At 38.8% G+C, this 18998-nt stretch carries 16 protein-coding genes; 14 read left to right on the top strand and 2 right to left on the bottom strand.

Annotated elements, in window-relative coordinates:
* Positions 1-129: 129 nt before the first annotated feature.
* Together IM793_RS08855 and IM793_RS08850 are read right to left on the bottom strand one after the other, a co-directional pair.
* A complete protein-coding gene (locus tag IM793_RS08855; RefSeq protein ID WP_029274031.1) occupies positions 130-858 on the bottom strand; it encodes a YebC/PmpR family DNA-binding transcriptional regulator in 729 nt (242 codons plus the stop codon).
* 101 nt (positions 859-959) lie between these two features.
* Positions 960-1904: an NAD-dependent epimerase/dehydratase family protein gene (locus tag IM793_RS08850; RefSeq protein ID WP_121283588.1), complete on the bottom strand. Its 945-nt coding sequence runs from the start codon at positions 1902-1904 to the stop codon at positions 960-962.
* 293 nt (positions 1905-2197) lie between these two features.
* Here IM793_RS08850 and IM793_RS08845 point away from each other — a divergent pair, with 293 nt between their 5' ends.
* From IM793_RS08845 to IM793_RS08780, 14 genes are all read left to right on the top strand, one after another.
* Positions 2198-2758, top strand: a complete 561-nt coding sequence (locus IM793_RS08845; RefSeq protein WP_193420631.1) for an RNA polymerase sigma-70 factor — start codon at positions 2198-2200, stop codon at positions 2756-2758.
* 105 nt (positions 2759-2863) lie between these two features.
* The gene (locus IM793_RS08840; protein ID WP_193420630.1) at positions 2864-3886 is read left to right on the top strand and encodes a FecR family protein; all 1023 of its coding nucleotides are present in this window, start codon (positions 2864-2866) and stop codon (positions 3884-3886) included.
* A gap of 195 nt (positions 3887-4081) precedes the next feature.
* A complete protein-coding gene (locus IM793_RS08835; RefSeq protein WP_193420629.1) occupies positions 4082-7012 on the top strand; it encodes a TonB-dependent receptor domain-containing protein in 2931 nt (976 codons plus the stop codon).
* A 47-nt stretch (positions 7013-7059) separates the two neighbouring features.
* On the top strand, positions 7060-7965 hold the full coding sequence (locus tag IM793_RS08830; protein ID WP_193420628.1) for a sugar phosphate isomerase/epimerase: 906 nt from the start codon (positions 7060-7062) through the stop codon (positions 7963-7965).
* A gap of 278 nt (positions 7966-8243) precedes the next feature.
* A complete protein-coding gene (locus tag IM793_RS08825) occupies positions 8244-8828 on the top strand; it encodes a gluconate 2-dehydrogenase subunit 3 family protein (protein ID WP_193420627.1) in 585 nt (194 codons plus the stop codon).
* Positions 8829-8853: 25 nt separating this feature from the next.
* Positions 8854-10554, top strand: a complete 1701-nt coding sequence (locus IM793_RS08820; RefSeq protein ID WP_193420626.1) for a GMC oxidoreductase — start codon at positions 8854-8856, stop codon at positions 10552-10554.
* A gap of 249 nt (positions 10555-10803) precedes the next feature.
* A complete protein-coding gene (locus tag IM793_RS08815; RefSeq protein WP_193420625.1) occupies positions 10804-11961 on the top strand; it encodes a Gfo/Idh/MocA family protein in 1158 nt (385 codons plus the stop codon).
* Positions 11962-11969: 8 nt separating this feature from the next.
* Positions 11970-13028: a sugar phosphate isomerase/epimerase gene (locus IM793_RS08810; protein WP_193420624.1), complete on the top strand. Its 1059-nt coding sequence runs from the start codon at positions 11970-11972 to the stop codon at positions 13026-13028.
* Between the two features lie 89 nt (positions 13029-13117).
* Positions 13118-13504 (top strand): c-type cytochrome, encoded by a 387-nt coding sequence (locus tag IM793_RS08805; protein ID WP_193420623.1) that lies wholly within the window; start codon positions 13118-13120, stop codon positions 13502-13504.
* 32 nt (positions 13505-13536) lie between these two features.
* Entirely contained in the window at positions 13537-14994 is a 1458-nt protein-coding gene (locus IM793_RS08800; protein WP_193420622.1) for a Gfo/Idh/MocA family protein, read from the top strand.
* Positions 14995-15044: 50 nt separating this feature from the next.
* Positions 15045-15725: a DUF1080 domain-containing protein gene (locus IM793_RS08795; RefSeq protein ID WP_167296760.1), complete on the top strand. Its 681-nt coding sequence runs from the start codon at positions 15045-15047 to the stop codon at positions 15723-15725.
* 254 nt (positions 15726-15979) lie between these two features.
* Positions 15980-17218: a nucleoside permease gene (locus IM793_RS08790; RefSeq protein ID WP_193420621.1), complete on the top strand. Its 1239-nt coding sequence runs from the start codon at positions 15980-15982 to the stop codon at positions 17216-17218.
* A 1-nt stretch (position 17219) separates the two neighbouring features.
* Complete coding sequence (locus IM793_RS08785; RefSeq protein ID WP_193420620.1) at positions 17220-18110, top strand: hydroxypyruvate isomerase family protein; 891 nt, start codon at positions 17220-17222, stop codon at positions 18108-18110.
* Between the two features lie 10 nt (positions 18111-18120).
* Complete coding sequence (locus tag IM793_RS08780) at positions 18121-18993, top strand: sugar phosphate isomerase/epimerase (RefSeq protein ID WP_193420619.1); 873 nt, start codon at positions 18121-18123, stop codon at positions 18991-18993.
* The last annotated feature ends 5 nt before the right edge of the window (positions 18994-18998 follow it).

Raw genomic sequence — 18998 nt, 5'->3', positions numbered from 1 at the left:
GTACGAGGCCGAGAACTTGAAATGATGGCGGGACTGCTGTACCCGAAATGCACAGGTTTTGCTCTTCAAAAATTACAAAAAAGCCTGAAGAAAAAATCTTCAGGCTCTTGTAAAATATTCTAATTGATATTACTCAGCCATATTGTGGTAAACCGCCTGCACATCATCATCTTCCTCCAACTTATCGATCAATTTCAAAACATCAGCTGCCTGCTCTTCTGTTACCTCATGGTGAGATAAAGCAATGCGCTCTAATTTTGAACTTTTTAACTCGATACCTTTCTCTTCTAAAGCTTTTTGTAAAGAACCGAAGTTTTCGAATGCACCCTGTGCTACCGCAATATCATTCCCTTCTTCATCGGCCTCAACATAAAGTTCTTCTAAACCAGCATCAATTAATTCGAATTCTAATTCTTCCAGATCTAAACCTTCAGCAGGTACAAATCGGAAAACAGATTTGCGGTTAAAAACAAAGTCTAATGATCCGGTTTTGCCCAAAGAGCCATCAGTTTTGTTAAAATAACTACGAACGTTTGCTACGGTACGGTTGGTATTATCTGTTGCTGTTTCAATTAAAACAGCAACACCGTGTGGCGCATAACCTTCGTATACAATTTCCTCGTAATTGGCCATCGATTTATCAGAAGCACGCTTAATTGCTGCCTCTACCCTATCTTTAGGCATGTTTACCGCTTTTGCATTTTGCATTGCTGTACGTAAACGGGAATTGGTTTCCGGATGAGGTCCGGATTCCTTAACCGCCATTACAATATCTTTACCAATACGCGTAAACTGAACCGCCATTTTGGCCCAACGCTTAAATTTTCTCTCTTTTCTAAATTCGAATGCTCTTCCCATTTTTTGAGTATGAAGTATTTTAGTATCAAGTATGGAGAATCGAGTATCAAGGCGATGTGTTAAACCTTATGCCTTATACCCTACACCTTCAACCTCTCTACTTATTTTTTTAAATTATTTAACATGTCAGTTGTCAGTTTCGATAAATCGAACTCTGGTTTCCATCCCCAGTCTTTTGCTGCATAATTATCATCGATAGAACGTGGCCAGCTATTTGCAATTTGCTGACGGGGATCGTTAGCGCTGTAAGTTAGCGTAAAATCCGGAATATGTTTTCTGATTTCGGCGGCTAAAACTTCAGGTGTAAAACTTACCCCACCAAAATTATAGCTACTACGCACTGAAATCTGATCTGCAGGTGCATCCATCAGTTCAATTGTTCCGCGGATAGCATCATCCATATACATCATCGGTAATTCTGTTTCCGCATTTAAGAAACTCTGGTAACTACCCTTTTTCAATGCATCGTGAAAAATGTGGATCGCATAATCTGTTGTACCACCACCAGGAGCAGCTTTCCAGCTAATTAATCCCGGATAACGGATACTACGCACATCCAAACCATATTTTTGATTGTAATATTCGCACCAGCGCTCTCCTGCCAGTTTACTGATCCCATAAACAGTATTCGGATCCATTACACAATATTGTGAAGTATTGTCTTTTGGCGAATTTGGTCCAAATACAGCAATCGAACTCGGCCAATATACTTTTGCTGTTTTATATTCTAAAGCTAAATCTAAAACATTCAATAAACCGTTCATATTTAAATCCCAGGCCAGCTTTGGGTTTTGCTCACCTGTAGCTGATAATAAAGCGGCTAAGAGGTAAACCTGTGTTGGTCTGTATTTATGAAAAATGCCATTGATCATTTCCTTATCCAGCACATTCACAAATTCAAACGGAGCAGAGTTTTTGATATCATAATCCGGCCTGCGTATATCGCACGCAACAACATGATCATCACCATATATTTTACGTAACATGGTTACCAACTCGGTACCAATTTGCCCGTTAGAGCCTAAAACAACAATTTTTTCGTGCATATTTTTTTTGAGATTGAGCAAAGGTAAAAAAATGAGATAAAAGGCAATAAAATATTTATAGATAAGAAAGGGTTAATCGGTTAATTGTTTGAACTGGTTAATTGCAGACCAGGTTTTTTAACTATTGGATTGCTAAATTGTTAGCTGCAAATTGCCAACTGAAAATGTTGAGCATGGATTAATTGTTAAATTGTGAACTGTAAACTGCCAACTGAAACCTGTGAACTACCGACTGAAACTTTCAACATTATTTTATACATTTACTACACGCTTATCGAATAACCAAATAATAAATGACTCACCCAGAGCCTGAAAAATCTGAAGATTTAATGAATCGTCTAAAGTTGGGCGATAAGCAGGCTTACGAAAAAATATATTTCGCCTATAGTAACGAGCTGTTATTGGCAGCCTACAAAAAAACAGGCGATAAGGTAATCGCTGAAGAACTGGTACAGAATATCTTCATCTCTCTTTGGGAAAAACGGCAGGAAGCACAGATCAATAATCTCCAGGCCTATTTGTTCGGTGCATTGAAGTTAAGTGTAATCAACCACATCAGGAGTCAGGTGATGCAGAATAAGTACATGGAGTACCAAACCCTAACCTATTCAGAAAACCATCAGGATACCGCGAATCTGGTCGATCTTCATGATCTTTCTTCCATTATCGAAAAAGGCATTAATTCGCTACCCGAAAAAACACAGGAGATCTTCAGAATGAGCCGTTATCAACACCGATCTACCAAAGATATTTCTACTGGTTTAAACATCTCCGAAAAGACTGTAGAATACCATATCACCCAATCTATTAAGAGGATAAAAGAATACATCAAAATTTTTTACATCTTTTTATAGCTGATTATCAGCACATTAAAACTTATTTCTATTTTTATCATGCACAGCTTTAGGGTTTCGCTCCAGTTGTGTTACTTGTATAGTATAAGGCCAAATATTCTTTTTATGAACCAGAAATCATTTTACGATTTACTAAGCCGTTACGAAAACGGAAATTGTACTGAAGCTGAAAAGCTTTGGGTAGACAAATGGTATCATAACTTAAATAACCAGAATTTTAAAGATTTATCATCAACTGCGCTCGAAGAAATGCAGGTGAATACCTGGCTTAACATCAATAACGTTGAAAGCAAACCTACACCAGCGCTTAAGGTTAAAAGGCTTTGGCCAAAAATCGCTATTGCAGCATCTATAATCATTGCATTTTTTATTGCCGGTTTATATTTAAGTAGTTACAATCATGCTGAACAATCTTTCATTGATGAAAATGAAGGCTTAAATTTAATCAGCAAAACGAATGAGAGCGATAGCAGCCTAGTGATATCACTTAGTGATGAAAGTACAGTAACACTTAAACCACAGGCGAACATTATTTACCCAAAGGTTTTTGCAGCTAACAAAAGAACGGTTTATTTAAAAGGAAGTGCATTTTTCTCGGTAAGTAAAAATCCTAAGCGTCCTTTTTATGTGTACAATCAAAAATTGGTTATTCGTGTTTTGGGTACCAGTTTCTGGGTAAAATCATCAACGGATAAACTTCCGGCTCAGGTTGCGGTAAGAACAGGAAAAGTTCAGGTAGCCGAAAATCAGAAAAGCTCACTCTTCACTTTCGATAAAGAAAAACTGGCTAAACCAATTCTGCTAACACCAAACCAAAAGGGCATTTTTGCCGACCACAAATTAAATAAAACATTGGTAAGCAAGCCTATTCCATTGGCCGAAGCTTATAACATCCCCACAAGACTGAGCTATAATTTTAAAGAAGAAAGCATTAAAGAAATTTTCAAAACCTTATCTGAAGCTTACGGGATAGAGATAAAATCGGATAATGATCAGATTTCGACCTATACTTTTACCGGTGATTTAAGCAAAAAAGGGCTCTACGAGCAGCTCGACCTGATCTGCGGAACCATCTCAAGCAAATATTACATCCAGGGAACCAGCATTGTGGTTTCCAATAAAAACTAACCAAATATATAAACATGATGAAGAATAACCACAACACCAACAGCCCATAGCCGCGGCTCCATTTTCCATAATATTTTTCTAAAAAACAAAGCCGACAATGTGGGGCATTGCCGGCGAGTTAAATACATCAGAAATGTATTCATGGTATTTCTATGTCCAATAAATCCAATCATTTAATGAACAATAACCAAATTTATGAAAAAAAATCAACTTATTTCGCTGGCGATATATGCAATGAGAGTTTCGATTTACCAAATACTTGCAATAATAATTTTTACTTGTGGTGCTTTTGCCAAAAATGTCGACGCCCAGGATTTTCTGAATAAATCAATTTCGATCAAAGCCGATCAAACAGATATTAAAACCATTATTGAAAAAACAGAACACTTAGCCAATGTTAAATTTGTTTACAGTCCGCAATTAATAAACTCCAACCGTAAAGTTTCTATTAATGTGGTCAATCAAAAGCTTAAATACTTTCTTGAGAATTCGCTAAAACGTTATGACGTGGGATATAGGATAGTTAAAGATCAGATTTTGCTCTATTCTATTCCCGCCAATAACAACCTCGAACTTTTAAAAGCTTTCGAAGGCATTGTAACCGGAAAAGTAACCGATAGCAAAGGTAATCCTATTCCAGGCGTTTCGGTTACCGTAAAAGGAAAATCAATCGGAACCACCACCGACGAAAATGGTGCTTTTGCTTTAAAAGGCCTAACTGTTGACAGCCGCGTCCTGGTGGTGAGATATGTAGGTTTCATTTCTAAAGAAGTTAACCTGTCTCCTGGCAATGCCGATGAAAACCTGAGCATCAGCCTATCAGAAGATAACCTACAGTTAGAGAGTGTGATGGTAACCGGTGGTAATCCGAAGAAAAAATTAGAAAGCAGTGTGGCCTTAACCTCAGTGAGTAATAAAGATATCACCAACAGGGCACCATTAAACAGTACCGATTTATTAAAAGCTATACCAGGCTTAACCGTAGAAAGTACGGGTGGCGATGGTCCGGGTAACGTTTGGGTAAGAGGCTTTCCACAACAGGGCGGTTATATTTTCTTAGGCATACAAGAAGATGGTTTACCGCTTTTACCTACAGGTTTCAATACCAACCCATCTATAGATCAGTATTATAAAACAGATTTAACCATTCAGAACATCGAAGCAATTAGAGGGGGAAATGCCTCAATCATTCAAGCCAATACGCCAGGTGCTGTAGTAAACAACATCAGTTACGTGGGCGCAGATAAACAATATGGCCAGTTTAAATTTACCACAGGTTTTTCACAAGGCTTATACCGTTTTGATGGGAATACCGGAGGAAAAATAAACAACCAGATCAAATACAATATCGGTGGTTTTTACCGTACCGATAATGGTGTGGTAGATCAGGGCTTTAATCCGGCCAACCAGGGTGGACAGATTAAAGGCAACGTGACTTTTAATTTTAAGAACAATAAAGGCTTTTTCAGGGTGTATGGTAAATACCTGAATGATAAAGTTCAGTTCTTATTAACCAGTTATTACCCTTACGATGGTACCGGAAAGCCGACTACTTACCGTGATTATAATATGGCAACGCAATCCATTACGCCAATTCAAACAGAATGGAGTTATAACGATCCGGTAGCAGGAAGCCATAATTTTAGTTTAACAGATGGAATCCACACCAAATTGGGATCAGCTGGTTTTCAGTTCAACTACCTAACTGACAGTGGCTGGCAGATTGTTAACAATTTCCGTTATCAAAATACCCATACCAACTCTACCTATACTGCCCCTGCAGGAATTGTAGCGAGAACAGCAGCAACACCTTATTATTACACTGGCGGTTCAGTAGCACCATTTGTAGCTGGAGATTACGTAATTACCTCTAATGCACAAGGACAAATTAATAGTGATGTTCAGGTTGTTGATTACCTTGATTTAAGAAAAAAAGTAAAAAATCATAGCCTTAATATTGGATTAGGCATTCATCAGTATAACCGGGATGATTTACGTTATGCTTTCCGTTCACTTACTGAATTTAAAGAACACCCAAGCATTTTATTACAATCGCCAACCGCAGCAGAGCGTACCATCCAAACTAAAAATACTTTTATTGGTGATACCAGAACCCTTTCAGTTTATGCAGGAGACGAGATTACAATATCCGAAAAATGGCGTTTAGATATTGGTGCCAGAATTGACAATCAGAATGTTAAAGGCGACCGACCTTATTATGCACAAAATGCAGATGGTTCAGTAAATGCAACCGCGAGTGCAACACCTACAATTTTAGGCTACACACACTATAACGAAACCTTAACCAATTGGGCAGCTTCAGTAGGTGCAAACTACAAAATAAACACTACCTCAAGCATTTTTGCAAGGGCTACAAAAGCTTACAATGCACCAAACATCGGCGATTATAATGCATCCGCCTATAACGCAGCAAACATTAAAAAACGTCCGGTTTATTTGGGTGAAGTAGGTTTTAAATATGCCAAAAACAACCTGGCTATTTTTGCATCAGGAAGTTATTCTGCAATTAAAAACACATCGTTAACGATTAATGTTCCAACAGTTGCCTCGGGTTTACAGGCATTGGTAGCCTTTGGGTCTACACGTACCTGGAGTGCTGAATACGAAGTTTCGTACAAAATTGGCAAGCCACTAAGCTTGCGTTTAACCGGAACACTGCAAGACTCTAAATACACCGATTACGAAGCAAACACAAGTGGCAACGCTGCTGTTGCGGCAGAATTTGGAAACAGAATTTACAGTTTCACAGGCAATAGAACCGAACGTGTTCCTGTACTCAATACTGAACTTGGTGCCAACTATGACTATAAAAACTTTAACCTGTATATAGCAGCTAATTATGTTGGCAGTCGCTTTACCTCGCCTAGTGGCAGTTACAAACTTCCATCCTATGTGGTAATGAAAGCCGGTGCAGGATATAATTTTACTAAAAAGATTTCAATAAGATTTTGGGCAGACAACTTGTTAAATGCAAAAGTACTGACAGAGGGCGATGTTCGTGGAGATCAGTTCAGAGATTTCTCAACCGTAACCCCTGGCCAATTAATGATTGGCAGAACTTTACTTCAACGTACCTTCTGGGGATCATTAGCTTATTCATTCTAACAAATAAAACCGGAGTTTACGCTCCGGTTTTTTTATTCTAAAACATCATGACAACAAGAAGATCATTTTTACAAAAAGTAAGCTTTGCCGGGGCGGCAGCTTTTTTAAGTCCATCTGTTATTACAACGGCTTTAGCACAATCAGCGAAGGTTTCAAAAATCGGAATCGGTCTTTTCACCCTACGCGAACAATTAACGGCAGATGTAAAGGCCACTATTGAACAGGTAGCTAAAATCGGCTATAAGCAAGTTGAAACCTATTACGGCTATCCGGGTAAATATGAAGTAAAAGGATTCTGGGGACTGGAAGCCAAAGATTTCAATGCATTATTAAAAGCTAACGGCCTCTCGTCTCCCAGCGGACATTACAACGTAACGGAGTTTTTATCCTCTGGCGACGATAAAGTGCTAAAATCGCACATCGAAACCGCAGCTACTGTTAACCAGAAATATTTTGTTATCCCTGCTTTGCCGACCGATATCAGAACCAATGGAACATTGGATGATTATAAACGTATGGCTGCAAAATTTAACCAGGCAGCCGAACTTTGCCAAAAATCAGGCTTAAAATTGGCCTACCACAACCATAACTTCGAATTTAAAGATCAGGGGAATGGCGTAACAGGTTACGAAACCTTGCTTACAGAAACCGATGCCAATATGGTAGGTTTTGAACTCGATATCTTTTGGGCAGTAAATGCAGGTTTAAACCCGGTTGATATGTTCAAGAAAAATCCGGGTCGTTATAAAATGTTTCATGTTAAGGATATGGACAAAGCAGATAAAGCCGTTTTCGTAGAAGTGGGGTCTGGCAGGATCGATTTCAAAAGCATTTTTGCCGCATCAAAATTAGCTGGTGTAGACTATATTTTTACTGAACAGGACATCATTAAAAAGGAACCCTACGAGAGTATTGCAGAAAGTTATAATTACATTAGAAAAAATCTACTTTAGTCCGATTTTATCCTTAAAAATCTATGTTTTTGAATATATTAGTACATAATATGTAAACCTATACTAAATGTATTTTTTACACCAAGTAAATTTGAGATAAAAACACGGTTTAAACAGCAAATAGACTGCAAAAAGATTATTATTTGGAATAATTCTACACAGTAACAATCCTATTGCCAACTGATAATTTAACTTAAAAAATTTATTGTTTACGCTATATTTTTTCTAATATTACTAATTGAACACATAAATAACCAAAATATAAAATCATAAAGACGATGCACAGAAGAGAAGCACTCAAAAACGTTGCATTTTTGCTGGGAGGAGCAATCTCGGCAAGTACAATGGGCGTGTTATTTGAAAGTTTTACGCTCCCCGAAAATGAAAAAAACTTCGTAAGCTATTCGCTTGAAGACGAAAAGATCTTTGCAGAATTTGCTGATGTTATTGTTCCGACAACCAAATCATCTGCAGGTGCCAAAGCCGCAGGTTTAGGTAAGTTTATTCCAATGATGATGAAAGATTGTTACCCTGCCACTATGCAAACCTCCTTTGCACAAGGCTTTAAAGATCTTCAGGCAAAATCAAAGAAAGATTTCGGGAAAAGCTATATCACTTTAACACCAGCCGACCGTAAAAAACTAATGATCGATTTGAGAGCAATCGCACTTGCACAAAAAGATGGCCAATCAGAAGAGAACAAAGATTTAGCTTACTTTTTTATCACAGCAAGAGATTTGACCTTACTCGGTTACTATTCTTCAGAAATTGGTTGTACCAAAGCAAGGGAATATGTCCTTATTCCGGGCCGATATGATGGCAATGCGCCTTTAAAACCTGGCCAAAGATCCTGGGCAACCTAATTTCTAACAACAACTACAAAACATCATGAATTTAAATACTAATTTAAAAGCAGAAAATACTTACGATGCTATTGTGATAGGATCGGGGATTAGTGGCGGCTGGGCTGCAAAAGAACTTACTGAGAAGGGATTGCGCGTATTGATGCTCGAAAGAGGAATGAACATCGAGCACATCACCGGTTACGAAACGGCAATGAAAAATCCATGGGATTTTAAACATGCCGGTAAACTTACCGAAGAGCAAAAGCGTACCCACCCGGTACAAAAAAGAGATTACCCTTACCAGGAAGCAAACGAAAAATGGTGGGTAAACGATTTAGAATGCCCTTATACAGAAGATAAACGTTTCGATTGGTACCGCGGTTTCCACGTTGGTGGAAAATCGTTAATGTGGGGTCGCCAGAGTTACCGTTTTAGCGATCATAACTTTGAGGATAACAAAAAAGATGGTCACGGAAATGACTGGCCAATCCGGTACGCCGAACTTTCTCCCTGGTACGATTATGCAGAACGATTTGCTGGCATTAGTGGCTCTAAAGAAAACTGGCCTACCTGCCCGGATGGCGAGTTCCTACCTCCAATGGACTTAAACATTGTCGAAAAATCGGTAAAGGCCCGCGTTGAAGAACATTATAAAAAAGAACGTATCATCATGATTGGCCGGGTTGCCAATCTTACTGTTCCGCACAAAGGCCGTGGCAATTGCCAGTATAGAAATTTATGTAGCCGTGGTTGTCCGTTTGGCGCATACTTCAGTACGCAGTCTTCTACCCTACCTGCGGCAATGGCAACAAAAAGATTAACCGTTAGACCATACTCGATCGTAAATCATATCATTTACGATAAAGACACCAAAAAGGCAAAAGGTGTAATGGTAATCGATGCGGAGACTAACAAAACAATGGAATTTTATGCAAAAATCGTTTTTGTTAACGGTTCTACATTAGGTTCTACATTCGTGCTGTTAAACTCAACATCCGAAGCCCATCCAAATGGATTAGGTAATGGAAGTGGTCAGTTAGGTCATAACCTAATGGATCATCATTTCCGTTGTGGAGCCAATGGAGAAGCTGAAGGTTTTGATGACAAATACACTTATGGTCGCCGTGCAAACGGAATTTACGTACCAAGGTATCAAAACATTGGTAACGATAAACGTGATTATTTACGCGGTTTCGGTTACCAGGGCGGAGCAAGCAGAAGCAACTGGCAAAGCGATGTGGCGGAGTTATCATTTGGTGCAGATCTGAAACAAAAAATGACCACTCCGGGAAAATGGAACATGGGATTAGGCGGTTTCGGAGAGATGTTGCCTTATTACGAAAACAAGGTATATATCGACAAAACCAAAAAAGATAAATGGGGTCAGCCCGTATTGGCAATTGATTGCGAATACAAAGAAAACGAGAAAAAAATGCGTGTGGATATGATGAATGATGCTGCTGAAATGTTAGAAAAAGCTGGCTTAAAAAACATCAAAACATTTGATAATGGCTGTTATCCAGGCATGGCCATCCATGAGCAAGGAACAGCAAGAATGGGTAACGATCCAAAAACTTCTGTATTGAACAAATGGAACCAGATGCACGAAGTAAATAACGTTTTCGTAACTGACGGATCTTGTATGCCATCAATTGCGTGCCAAAATCCTTCATTAACATTTATGGCTTTAACTGCTCGTGCTTGCGATTATGCTGTAAAAGAATTAAAGAAAAAGAATATCTAGAAAGGTTTAAGGCCGCGAAGTATGAGGTTTAAGGTAAAAGGCGTAAGGTAGAAGGTTTAATTGCCCAAAAACCCTACACCTTTTATCCTGAACCTTTTTAAGGTAGAATGCGGAAGGTTTAATTACCTCAAACCCTACACCTTAAACCCCAACCAAAAACCTAATTAAAAAACAGAGCAAGAGGCGCAAGATTTAAGGCATAGGAAAATCACCCTAAACCTTTCACCTTACACCTCACACCTTTATAAAATGAAAAGAAAATTAAGAATGGGCATGATAGGCGGCGGAAAAGACGCCTTTATCGGCGCCGTACACCGTTTAGCTGCCAATATGGACGGCCTGATCGAATTATCTGCCGGAGCTTTAAGTGTAAATCCTGAAATTGGATACGAATCTGGAAAAATACTTTTTCTTCCCGATAACAGGATCTACACTAATTACGAAGAAATGCTGACCAAAGAAAGTGAATTGCCAGCAGACGAAAGAATTGATTTTGTGACCATTGTTACTCCAAACTTTGCCCACTTTGCTCCTGCAATGATGGCCTTGGATAAAGGTTTCAACGTTGTGATTGAAAAACCGATGACTTTGACTTTAGAAGAAGCTAAACAGCTGCAGGCTAAAGTAGAAGAAACCGGTCTAACTCTTTGTTTAACACATACTTACTCGGGATATCCGATGGTTAAACAGGCTAAACAAATGGTAAACGAAGGCGAATTAGGTTCCATCCGTAAAATTGTGGTAGAATATCCTCAAGGTTGGTTAAGCACACTTTCTGAGCGCGAAGGCAATGCCCAAGCAGCCTGGCGTACCGACCCATCTAAAACCGGAAAAAGCGGTTGCATGGGCGATATCGGTACACATGCAGCACACCTTGCCGAATACATTTCGGGATTAAAAATCACTAAAATTTGTGCTGATTTAAATATTGTAGTGCCTGGAAGAGCCATTGATGATGACGGCAACGTATTGTTGAAGTTCGATAATGGAGCTAACGGCGTATTGGTGGCCTCACAAATTGCTGCCGGCGAAGAAAATGCACTAAAAATCAGGGTTTATGGCGAAAAAGGTGGTTTAGAATGGCACCAGATGGAACCAAATACACTAATTGTAAGGTGGTTAAATGCGCCTGCCCAGATCTACAGAACAGGTAACGGCTATATGGGTAGTTTTGCAAAACACAATACCCGTACTCCTGGCGGTCACCCTGAAGGTTATTTGGAGGCATTTGCCAACATTTATAAAAACTTTGCACTTACGGTAAATGCAAAATTAAATAATCAGCAACCTACTCCGGAAATGCTTGATTTCCCTGGCGCCTCAGATGGAGTCAGAGGAATGGCATTTATCGAAAATGTGGTGGCTTCAGGCCAATCAGATCAAAAATGGTTCGACTATAAAATATAATACCCGGTATGACAACGATAAAAGGACCAGCAGTATTTTTAGCACAATTTATAAGCGACGAAGCTCCATTTAATTCACTTGATAGCATTTGCAAATGGGCTGCAGATTTAGGATTCAAAGGTATCCAGATGCCAACACTTGATGCCCGCTTTATTGATCTTAAACAAGCCGCGGAAAGCAAAACCTATGCTGATGAATTAAAAGGCAAAATTGCAACTTACGGTTTAGAAATCACTGAACTTTCTACACACTTACAAGGACAATTGGTGGCAGTTCACCCTGCTTACGATGACTTATTTGATGCTTTTGCACCAAAAGAAGTACACAAAAATCCAAAAGCCAGGACAGAGTGGGCTGTACAGCAGATGAAATACGCGGCTAAAGCATCGCAAAACCTGGGTTTAAATGCGCATGCTACTTTTAGCGGTTCATTATTGTGGCAGTATTTCCACCCTTGGCCACAACGTCCGGCTGGATTGGTTGAAGAAGGCTTTGCAGAACTGGCTAAGCGATGGACACCGATCTTAAACGAATTTGACCAATGTGGGGTTGATGTTTGCTACGAAATACACCCTGGAGAAGATTTATTTGATGGCGAAACTTATGAAATGTTCCTCGCTGCGGTAAATAATCACCCTCGGGCATGCTTATTGTATGATCCATCTCACTTTGTGTTGCAACAATTGGATTACATTCAGTACATCGATTTTTACCACGAACGCATCAAAGCCTTCCATGTAAAAGATGCAGAATTTAATCCTACTGGCAAACAAGGCACTTTTGGTGGATACCAGAGTTGGGCAAACCGAGCCGGACGTTACCGCTCACCTGGTGATGGACAAGTTGATTTTAAAACCATTTTTAGTAAATTAGCCCAATATGATTTTAAAGGTTGGGCCGTTATGGAATGGGAATGCTGTATCAAAAACCAGCAAGATGGTGCCCGCGAAGGCGCAGAATTCATCAAAAAGAATATCATTAACGTAACTGATAAAGCATTTGATGATTTTGCTGCATCAGGTAGTGACAGCGCTTTCAATAAAAGAATATTAGGATTACAAGAATAACAATACACACAATATGAAACCTGCATAGGCAACAACGAATAAAATATTAACGCCTATGCAAACTTGAATGCAATAAAAACACACACAACATGGAAAAAACATTTTTAATTTTAGGCGCTGTAGTCATTTTTATGGCGTCGTTTTCAAAAGCCGATTTAGCGAAAGAGAAAACCGTGGTTGCAACGGCAACAACAACAAACCATGTTAGTTTTCAATCCAATCCAGGAGAAAAACTGATCAATAAATCAGATTGTTTAGGTTGCCACAACAAGACCAACAAAATTATTGGCCCTGCTTACGTAGAGATCGCAAAAAAATATCCTGCTACAGAAAAAAACATCAATATGTTAGCGGATAAAATTATTAAAGGTGGAACCGGGGTTTGGGGAAATATGCCAATGACCGCTCATGCTACTCTTAAAAAAGATGACGCAAAATTAATGGTAAAGTATATTTTATCTTTAAAGAAAAAATAGTCGAATTCCGTTAGCAAATCGATTTACTAAATATGAAAACAGAGCAAGAAAATAAAAACACGAGTAACCGTCGTGATTTTATTAAAACTTCAGCAATCGCTGCTGCAGCCTTTATGATCGTTCCGCGCCATGTTTTGGGCGGAACAGGTTATTTAGCACCGAGCGATCGCTTATTAGTTGCCGGCATTGGTGTTGGCGGAAAAGGTCAAAGCGATTTAGATATGTTTTACAAAAGCGGAAAAGCAGATATCGCTTTTCTGTGTGATGTAGACGATCGCCGTGCAGCAAATAGTGTAAAAGCTTTCCCTAAAGCAAAATACTATAAAGATTGGCGCGAGATGTTGGATAAAGAACACAAAAACTTCGACGCTGTCTCTGTTTCTACTCCAGACCATAACCATGCTATCCAGGCTTTAGCAGCGATGCAGTTGGGCAAACATGTTTACGTTCAAAAACCTTTAACACACGATATTTATGAGGCGCGGATTCTAACCGCAGCTGCAAAAAAATATAAAGTGGTTACGCAAATGGGTAATCAAGGTGCATCTAATGATGGTCCACGCCAGATGAAAGAATGGTACGAAGCTGGTTTAATCGGCGACGTACATACGGTTTATGCCTGGACTAATCGCCCGGTTTGGCCTCAAGGCATTCCCTGGCCAAGCAAAAAAGCAGAAATTCCTAAAGAATTAGACTGGAATTTATGGTTGGGAACGGCTCCTGAAAAGGATTTTGTTGATAAATTGGTTCCATTTAACTGGCGTGGCTGGTGGGATTACGGAACCGGTGCTTTGGGCGATATGGGTTGCCACTTAATTGAAGCTCCTTTTAGTGTATTAAATTTAAAATATGCTAAAGAAGTTGAGGCAAGTGTAGGTTCTGTTTATGTTGATGAATTTAAGCGTGGTTATTTCCCTGAAAGCTGCCCTCCATCAAGTCATGTTACTTTAAAATTCCCTAAAACGAATAAAACCAAAGGTGATGTTACTTTACATTGGATGGATGGTGGTATCCAGCCAGAACGCCCGGAAGAATTAGAAGCAAACGAAACTTTTGGTGATGGCGGTAACGGTACCCTTTTTATTGGCACAAAAGGTAAAATGATGTCGGAAACGTATAGTGCGAATCCAAAATTATTGCCTTTAAGTAAAAACAAAGACATTAAAGTTGCACCAAAATATGCACGCGTACCAGATGGTGCAAACGGGCACTACAAACAGTGGGTTGAAGCAGCAATTGCCGGTTATGGCAAACGAGAAGTGAGCTCGCCTTTTGAAATTGCCGGTCCGTTAACGGAAGCTTTATTGATGGCCAACCTGGCAATCAGAAGTTTTGATATCCAAAAAACGGTAAATGATAAGATTACTTACCCAGGCAGGTACACTAAAATGTTATGGGATAATGATAACATGAAAGTGACCAATTTTGATGAAGCCAACCAGTTTGTAAAACGCGAATACCGTAAAGGCTGGAACAATTTAACTTTTTAATTATCACAAACCTCGCAGGTAAAAAACCTGCGAGGTTTTATTCAAAAAAAATGAAAAAAATCTTTCTTTCTGCTTTTATCATATTAGCAGTTACGCAAATATCAAAAGCACAAAAAGGCTTTAAACCACTGTTCGATGGTAAAACTACAACAGGTTGGCATACCTACAACAAAACTACTGTTGGTAGTGGCTGGCAAGTTCAGGATGGAGCATTGCACTTAGATTTAGCTAAAAAAGGCACTGATGGCGGTGGCGATTTAGTTACAGACAAAGAATATGGCGACTTCCATTTAAAATATGAATGGAAAGTGGCTCCAAAAGCAAATAGCGGTCTGATTTTTTATGTTCATGAAGAACCTAAATACCATGCTACCTATTCTACAGGTTTAGAAATGCAGGTTATTGATAACGATGGCCACCCGGATGGAAAAATTACTAAACACCGTGCTGGTGATTTGTACGACCTGGTAAAAAGTTCATCAGAACCGGTTAAAGCGGTTGGCGAATGGAACAAAGCAGAAATCATTAGCAAAAAGGGTAAATTAACTTTAATTTTAAATGGTGTTGAAGTAGTAAAAACCACCCTTTGGGATGATAACTGGAAAAAAATTGTTGCAGGCAGTAAATTTGCAACATGGGAAAACTGGGGAACCTTTAAAACCGGTAAAATTGCCCTGCAAGATCACGGAGACGAAGTTTGGTACAAAAACATCTCTATAAAAGAATTATAAAATGGAAAATGTAAGAGGGAAAATGTATAATGTGAATGACAAAATCCCTCTTACAAATTCAGATGATGTTTGGTATAAAACATCTCTATAAAAGAACTATAAAATAGAAAATGTAAGAGGGAAAATGTATAATGTGAATGACAAAATCCCTCTTACTAAATCCAGTTAAAATATTATAAAATTGTAAGATGAGTTACGGGGATACGTTTCCATCATCCCTCTTACCTTAACCATTTTACATAATTACTAGCCAAATGAATAGCACTACTCGCTTTAAACTTTCTGCCATGATGTTCCTTGAATTTTTTATCTGGGGTGCATGGTTTGTAACTTTAGGAGCTTTCTTAAACAATAACCTAAAGGCAACCAATTCCGAAATTGGTTCCGTATTTTCAACACAATCCTGGGGCGCTATTATTGCTCCATTTATAATTGGCCTTATCGCCGACAGATATTTTAACGCTGAAAGAATCTTAGGTGTTCTGCATATCATTGGTGCTATTTTAATGTATCAGATGTATAGTGCGCCAGATGTAAGTGTTTTTTACCCTTACGTTTTAGCTTACATGATTTTGTTCATGCCAACCTTAGCATTGGTAAATTCGGTTTCTTTTAACCAAATGAAAGATGCCGAAAAAGAATTCGCAAACATCAGGGTGTTCGGTACAATCGGTTGGATCATCGCTGGTTTATTGATCAGTTTTGCCTTCCATTGGGATTCTCCGAAAGGAATTCAGGCAGGATTACTGAAAAGTACCTTTTTAATGGCTGGTATCGCCTCTTTAGTATTGGGATTATTTAGTTTTACTTTACCTGCAACTCCTCCAAAGGTTGCCAAAGACGAAAAAATAAAATTACGCGACATTTTAGGATTGGACGCTTTGAAATTGTTGAAAGACAAAAACTTTGCTGTTTTCTTTATTTCTTCCATCCTGATCTGCATCCCACTAGCCTTTTATTATCAAAATGCAGGCCTTTTCCTTGCTGATATCAAAGTTTCCAATCCAACAGGTAAAATGGCCATTGGTCAGGTTTCTGAAGCATTATTTTTATTGGCTATTCCTGTTTTCTTTTCAAAATACGGCTTTAAGAAAACCATTATAGTTGGTATGCTGGCATGGGCTGTACGTTATGTACTGTTTGCTTATGGAAATGCAGGCAACTTAAGCTTTATGCTGATTATAGGAATTGCGCTGCATGGCGTTTGCTACGATTTCTTTTTTGTTTCCGGTCAGATTTATACCAACTCAAAAGCTGGCGAAAAAATTAAAAGTGCTGCGCAGGGTATTATTACCCTTGCAACTTATGGGGTTGGTATGTTGATCGGCTTTAAGGTTGCAGGATTAATTACAGATATGTATAAAACCGGAGAGGTAACCGATTGGAAAATGGTTTGGATTATACCAGCAGGAATTGCAGCTGCAGTTTTCTTATTATTCGCCCTGCTGTTCAATGATAAAACCAAATCTGAAATAGAAGCTAAAGCAGTTTAACATGACCTCGAACGTAAATAGAAGAAATGCTTTAAAGAACATCATCGCGGGAACTGCTGCAATTGGTGTTTCTTCAGGATTTTCAGCATTAGCAATGGATAAACCAGAATCAGATCAGCCGCTAAGGCTAAAAGGAAATATCAACCATGCCGTATGTCGCTGGTGTTTTAGTAGTTTTGATGTAGAAACACTTTGCATTGAAGCAAAAAAAATAGGTATTAAGGGCATTGATCTGGTGGGTCCGCAAGATTGGCCTACCTTAAAAAGACATGGTTTAGAATCAACCATGTGCAATGGTGCAGAAATTAATCTGGTGGATGGTTTTAACGACGAAAAATTCCATGAAAAGTTAATTCAGAATTATACCGCAATGATTCCGCTTGTTGCCGAAGCAGGATATAAATACCTCATCTGTTTTAGCGGAAACCGCCGTGGCAAAGATGATGAAACCGGTTGGAACAATTGTGTTAAAGGCCTGAAACAACTGATGCCATTGGCCGAAAAGCACAATGTGGTATTGGTAATGGAGTTGCTAAACAGCAAAGTTAACCATAAAGATTACCAATGCGACAGAACATCATGGGGAGCTGAGCTTTGCAAACGCTTAGGATCTGAAAACTTCAAGTTGTTATATGATATTTACCATATGCAGATTGATGAGGGTGATGTGATCAGGAACATCAGAGATTACCATCAGTATATTGCCCATTACCACACTGCTGGCGTTCCGGGCAGAAACGAAATTGATGATACGCAGGAACTGTATTACCCTGCCATTATGAAAGCCATTGCCGAAACCGGCTTTAAAGGTTTCGTTGCACAAGAATTTATACCCAAAAATGCTGATAAAATAGCCTCCTTAAAAAAGGCAATCTCAATTTGCGACATTTAAAAATACACCTATGATATCAAGAAGAAGTTTTATACTCAATAGCAGTATGGCTGCAGCGGCAGCACTTTTGGCTCCATCGTTCGCTTTTGCTGCTGATAAAAAAGCAGTAGGCTTACAATTATATTCTTTAAGGGACGAATTGCCTAAAGATGTAAAGGGAACCATTGCCAAGGTTGCAAAAGCTGGCTTCAAAGAAGTTGAAACCTATGGTTTTTCTATAAAAGATCAATTTTGGGGATTAACGCCTAAAGAATTTAAAGCATTATTGGATGCTAATGGTTTAAAAGCACCAAGCGGCCATTATGGTTTGGGCACTTATCTTTCTGATGGAAATACTACAGAACTTAAAGCCGCAATTGCAGCAGCAAAAGTACTTAAGAGCGAATATGTAACCATTCCATGGTTAGAAGAAAGCATCAGAAAAAATGCCGACGATTATAAAAAAATCGCAGCTAGAATAAACGAAGCAGGAAAAATGTGTAAAGCAGCTGGTATCCGTTTGGCCTATCACAATCATAATTTCGAATTCGAAAAACAAGGTAATACTACTGGTTATGAAATCCTGTTGAAGGGAACAGATAAAAAATTGGTTGATTTCGAACTTGATTTATATTGGGTAGTACGCTCAGGTAACGATCCGATTAAATTATTCAAAGAAAATCCAGGACGTTTTACTATGTGGCATGTTAAAGATATGGATAAAGCCAATCCAGCCTTAAATGCTGAAGTAGGAACGGGTTCTATCAACTTCAAACCTATTTTTGCCCAGGCAAAACTTTCAGGCATGAAACATTTCTTTGTAGAGCACGAAACCAATTACAAGCCAAATCCAATGGCATCTGTTGCAGCAAGCTGCGCATTCATTAAAAAAGAAATTATTTAATCTAT

The sequence above is a fragment of the Pedobacter sp. MR2016-19 genome (genome assembly GCF_014947265.1).
Classification (GTDB): Bacteria; Bacteroidota; Bacteroidia; order Sphingobacteriales; family Sphingobacteriaceae; genus Pedobacter.
This window is presented reverse-complemented; position numbering and strand designations above follow the sequence as displayed.

Bases quoted from the DNA above. Each gene is read 5' to 3' on its own strand.
- IM793_RS08820 (WP_193420626.1), top strand. From the start codon at position 8,854: ATGAATTTAAATACTAATTTAAAAGCAGAAAATACTTACGATGCTATT.
- IM793_RS08795 (WP_167296760.1), top strand. From the start codon at position 15,045: ATGAAAAAAATCTTTCTTTCTGCTTTTATCATATTAGCAGTTACGCAA.
- IM793_RS08810 (WP_193420624.1), top strand. From the start codon at position 11,970: ATGACAACGATAAAAGGACCAGCAGTATTTTTAGCACAATTTATAAGC.
- IM793_RS08800 (WP_193420622.1), top strand. From the start codon at position 13,537: ATGAAAACAGAGCAAGAAAATAAAAACACGAGTAACCGTCGTGATTTT.
- IM793_RS08835 (WP_193420629.1), top strand. From the start codon at position 4,082: ATGAAAAAAAATCAACTTATTTCGCTGGCGATATATGCAATGAGAGTT.
- IM793_RS08785 (WP_193420620.1), top strand. From the start codon at position 17,220: ATGACCTCGAACGTAAATAGAAGAAATGCTTTAAAGAACATCATCGCG.
- IM793_RS08790 (WP_193420621.1), top strand. From the start codon at position 15,980: ATGAATAGCACTACTCGCTTTAAACTTTCTGCCATGATGTTCCTTGAA.
- IM793_RS08840 (WP_193420630.1), top strand. From the start codon at position 2,864: ATGAACCAGAAATCATTTTACGATTTACTAAGCCGTTACGAAAACGGA.
- IM793_RS08855 (WP_029274031.1), bottom strand. From the start codon at position 858: ATGGGAAGAGCATTCGAATTTAGAAAAGAGAGAAAATTTAAGCGTTGG.
- IM793_RS08850 (WP_121283588.1), bottom strand. From the start codon at position 1,904: ATGCACGAAAAAATTGTTGTTTTAGGCTCTAACGGGCAAATTGGTACC.
- IM793_RS08845 (WP_193420631.1), top strand. From the start codon at position 2,198: ATGACTCACCCAGAGCCTGAAAAATCTGAAGATTTAATGAATCGTCTA.
- IM793_RS08805 (WP_193420623.1), top strand. From the start codon at position 13,118: ATGGAAAAAACATTTTTAATTTTAGGCGCTGTAGTCATTTTTATGGCG.
- IM793_RS08815 (WP_193420625.1), top strand. From the start codon at position 10,804: ATGAAAAGAAAATTAAGAATGGGCATGATAGGCGGCGGAAAAGACGCC.
- IM793_RS08825 (WP_193420627.1), top strand. From the start codon at position 8,244: ATGCACAGAAGAGAAGCACTCAAAAACGTTGCATTTTTGCTGGGAGGA.
- IM793_RS08780 (WP_193420619.1), top strand. From the start codon at position 18,121: ATGATATCAAGAAGAAGTTTTATACTCAATAGCAGTATGGCTGCAGCG.
- IM793_RS08830 (WP_193420628.1), top strand. From the start codon at position 7,060: ATGACAACAAGAAGATCATTTTTACAAAAAGTAAGCTTTGCCGGGGCG.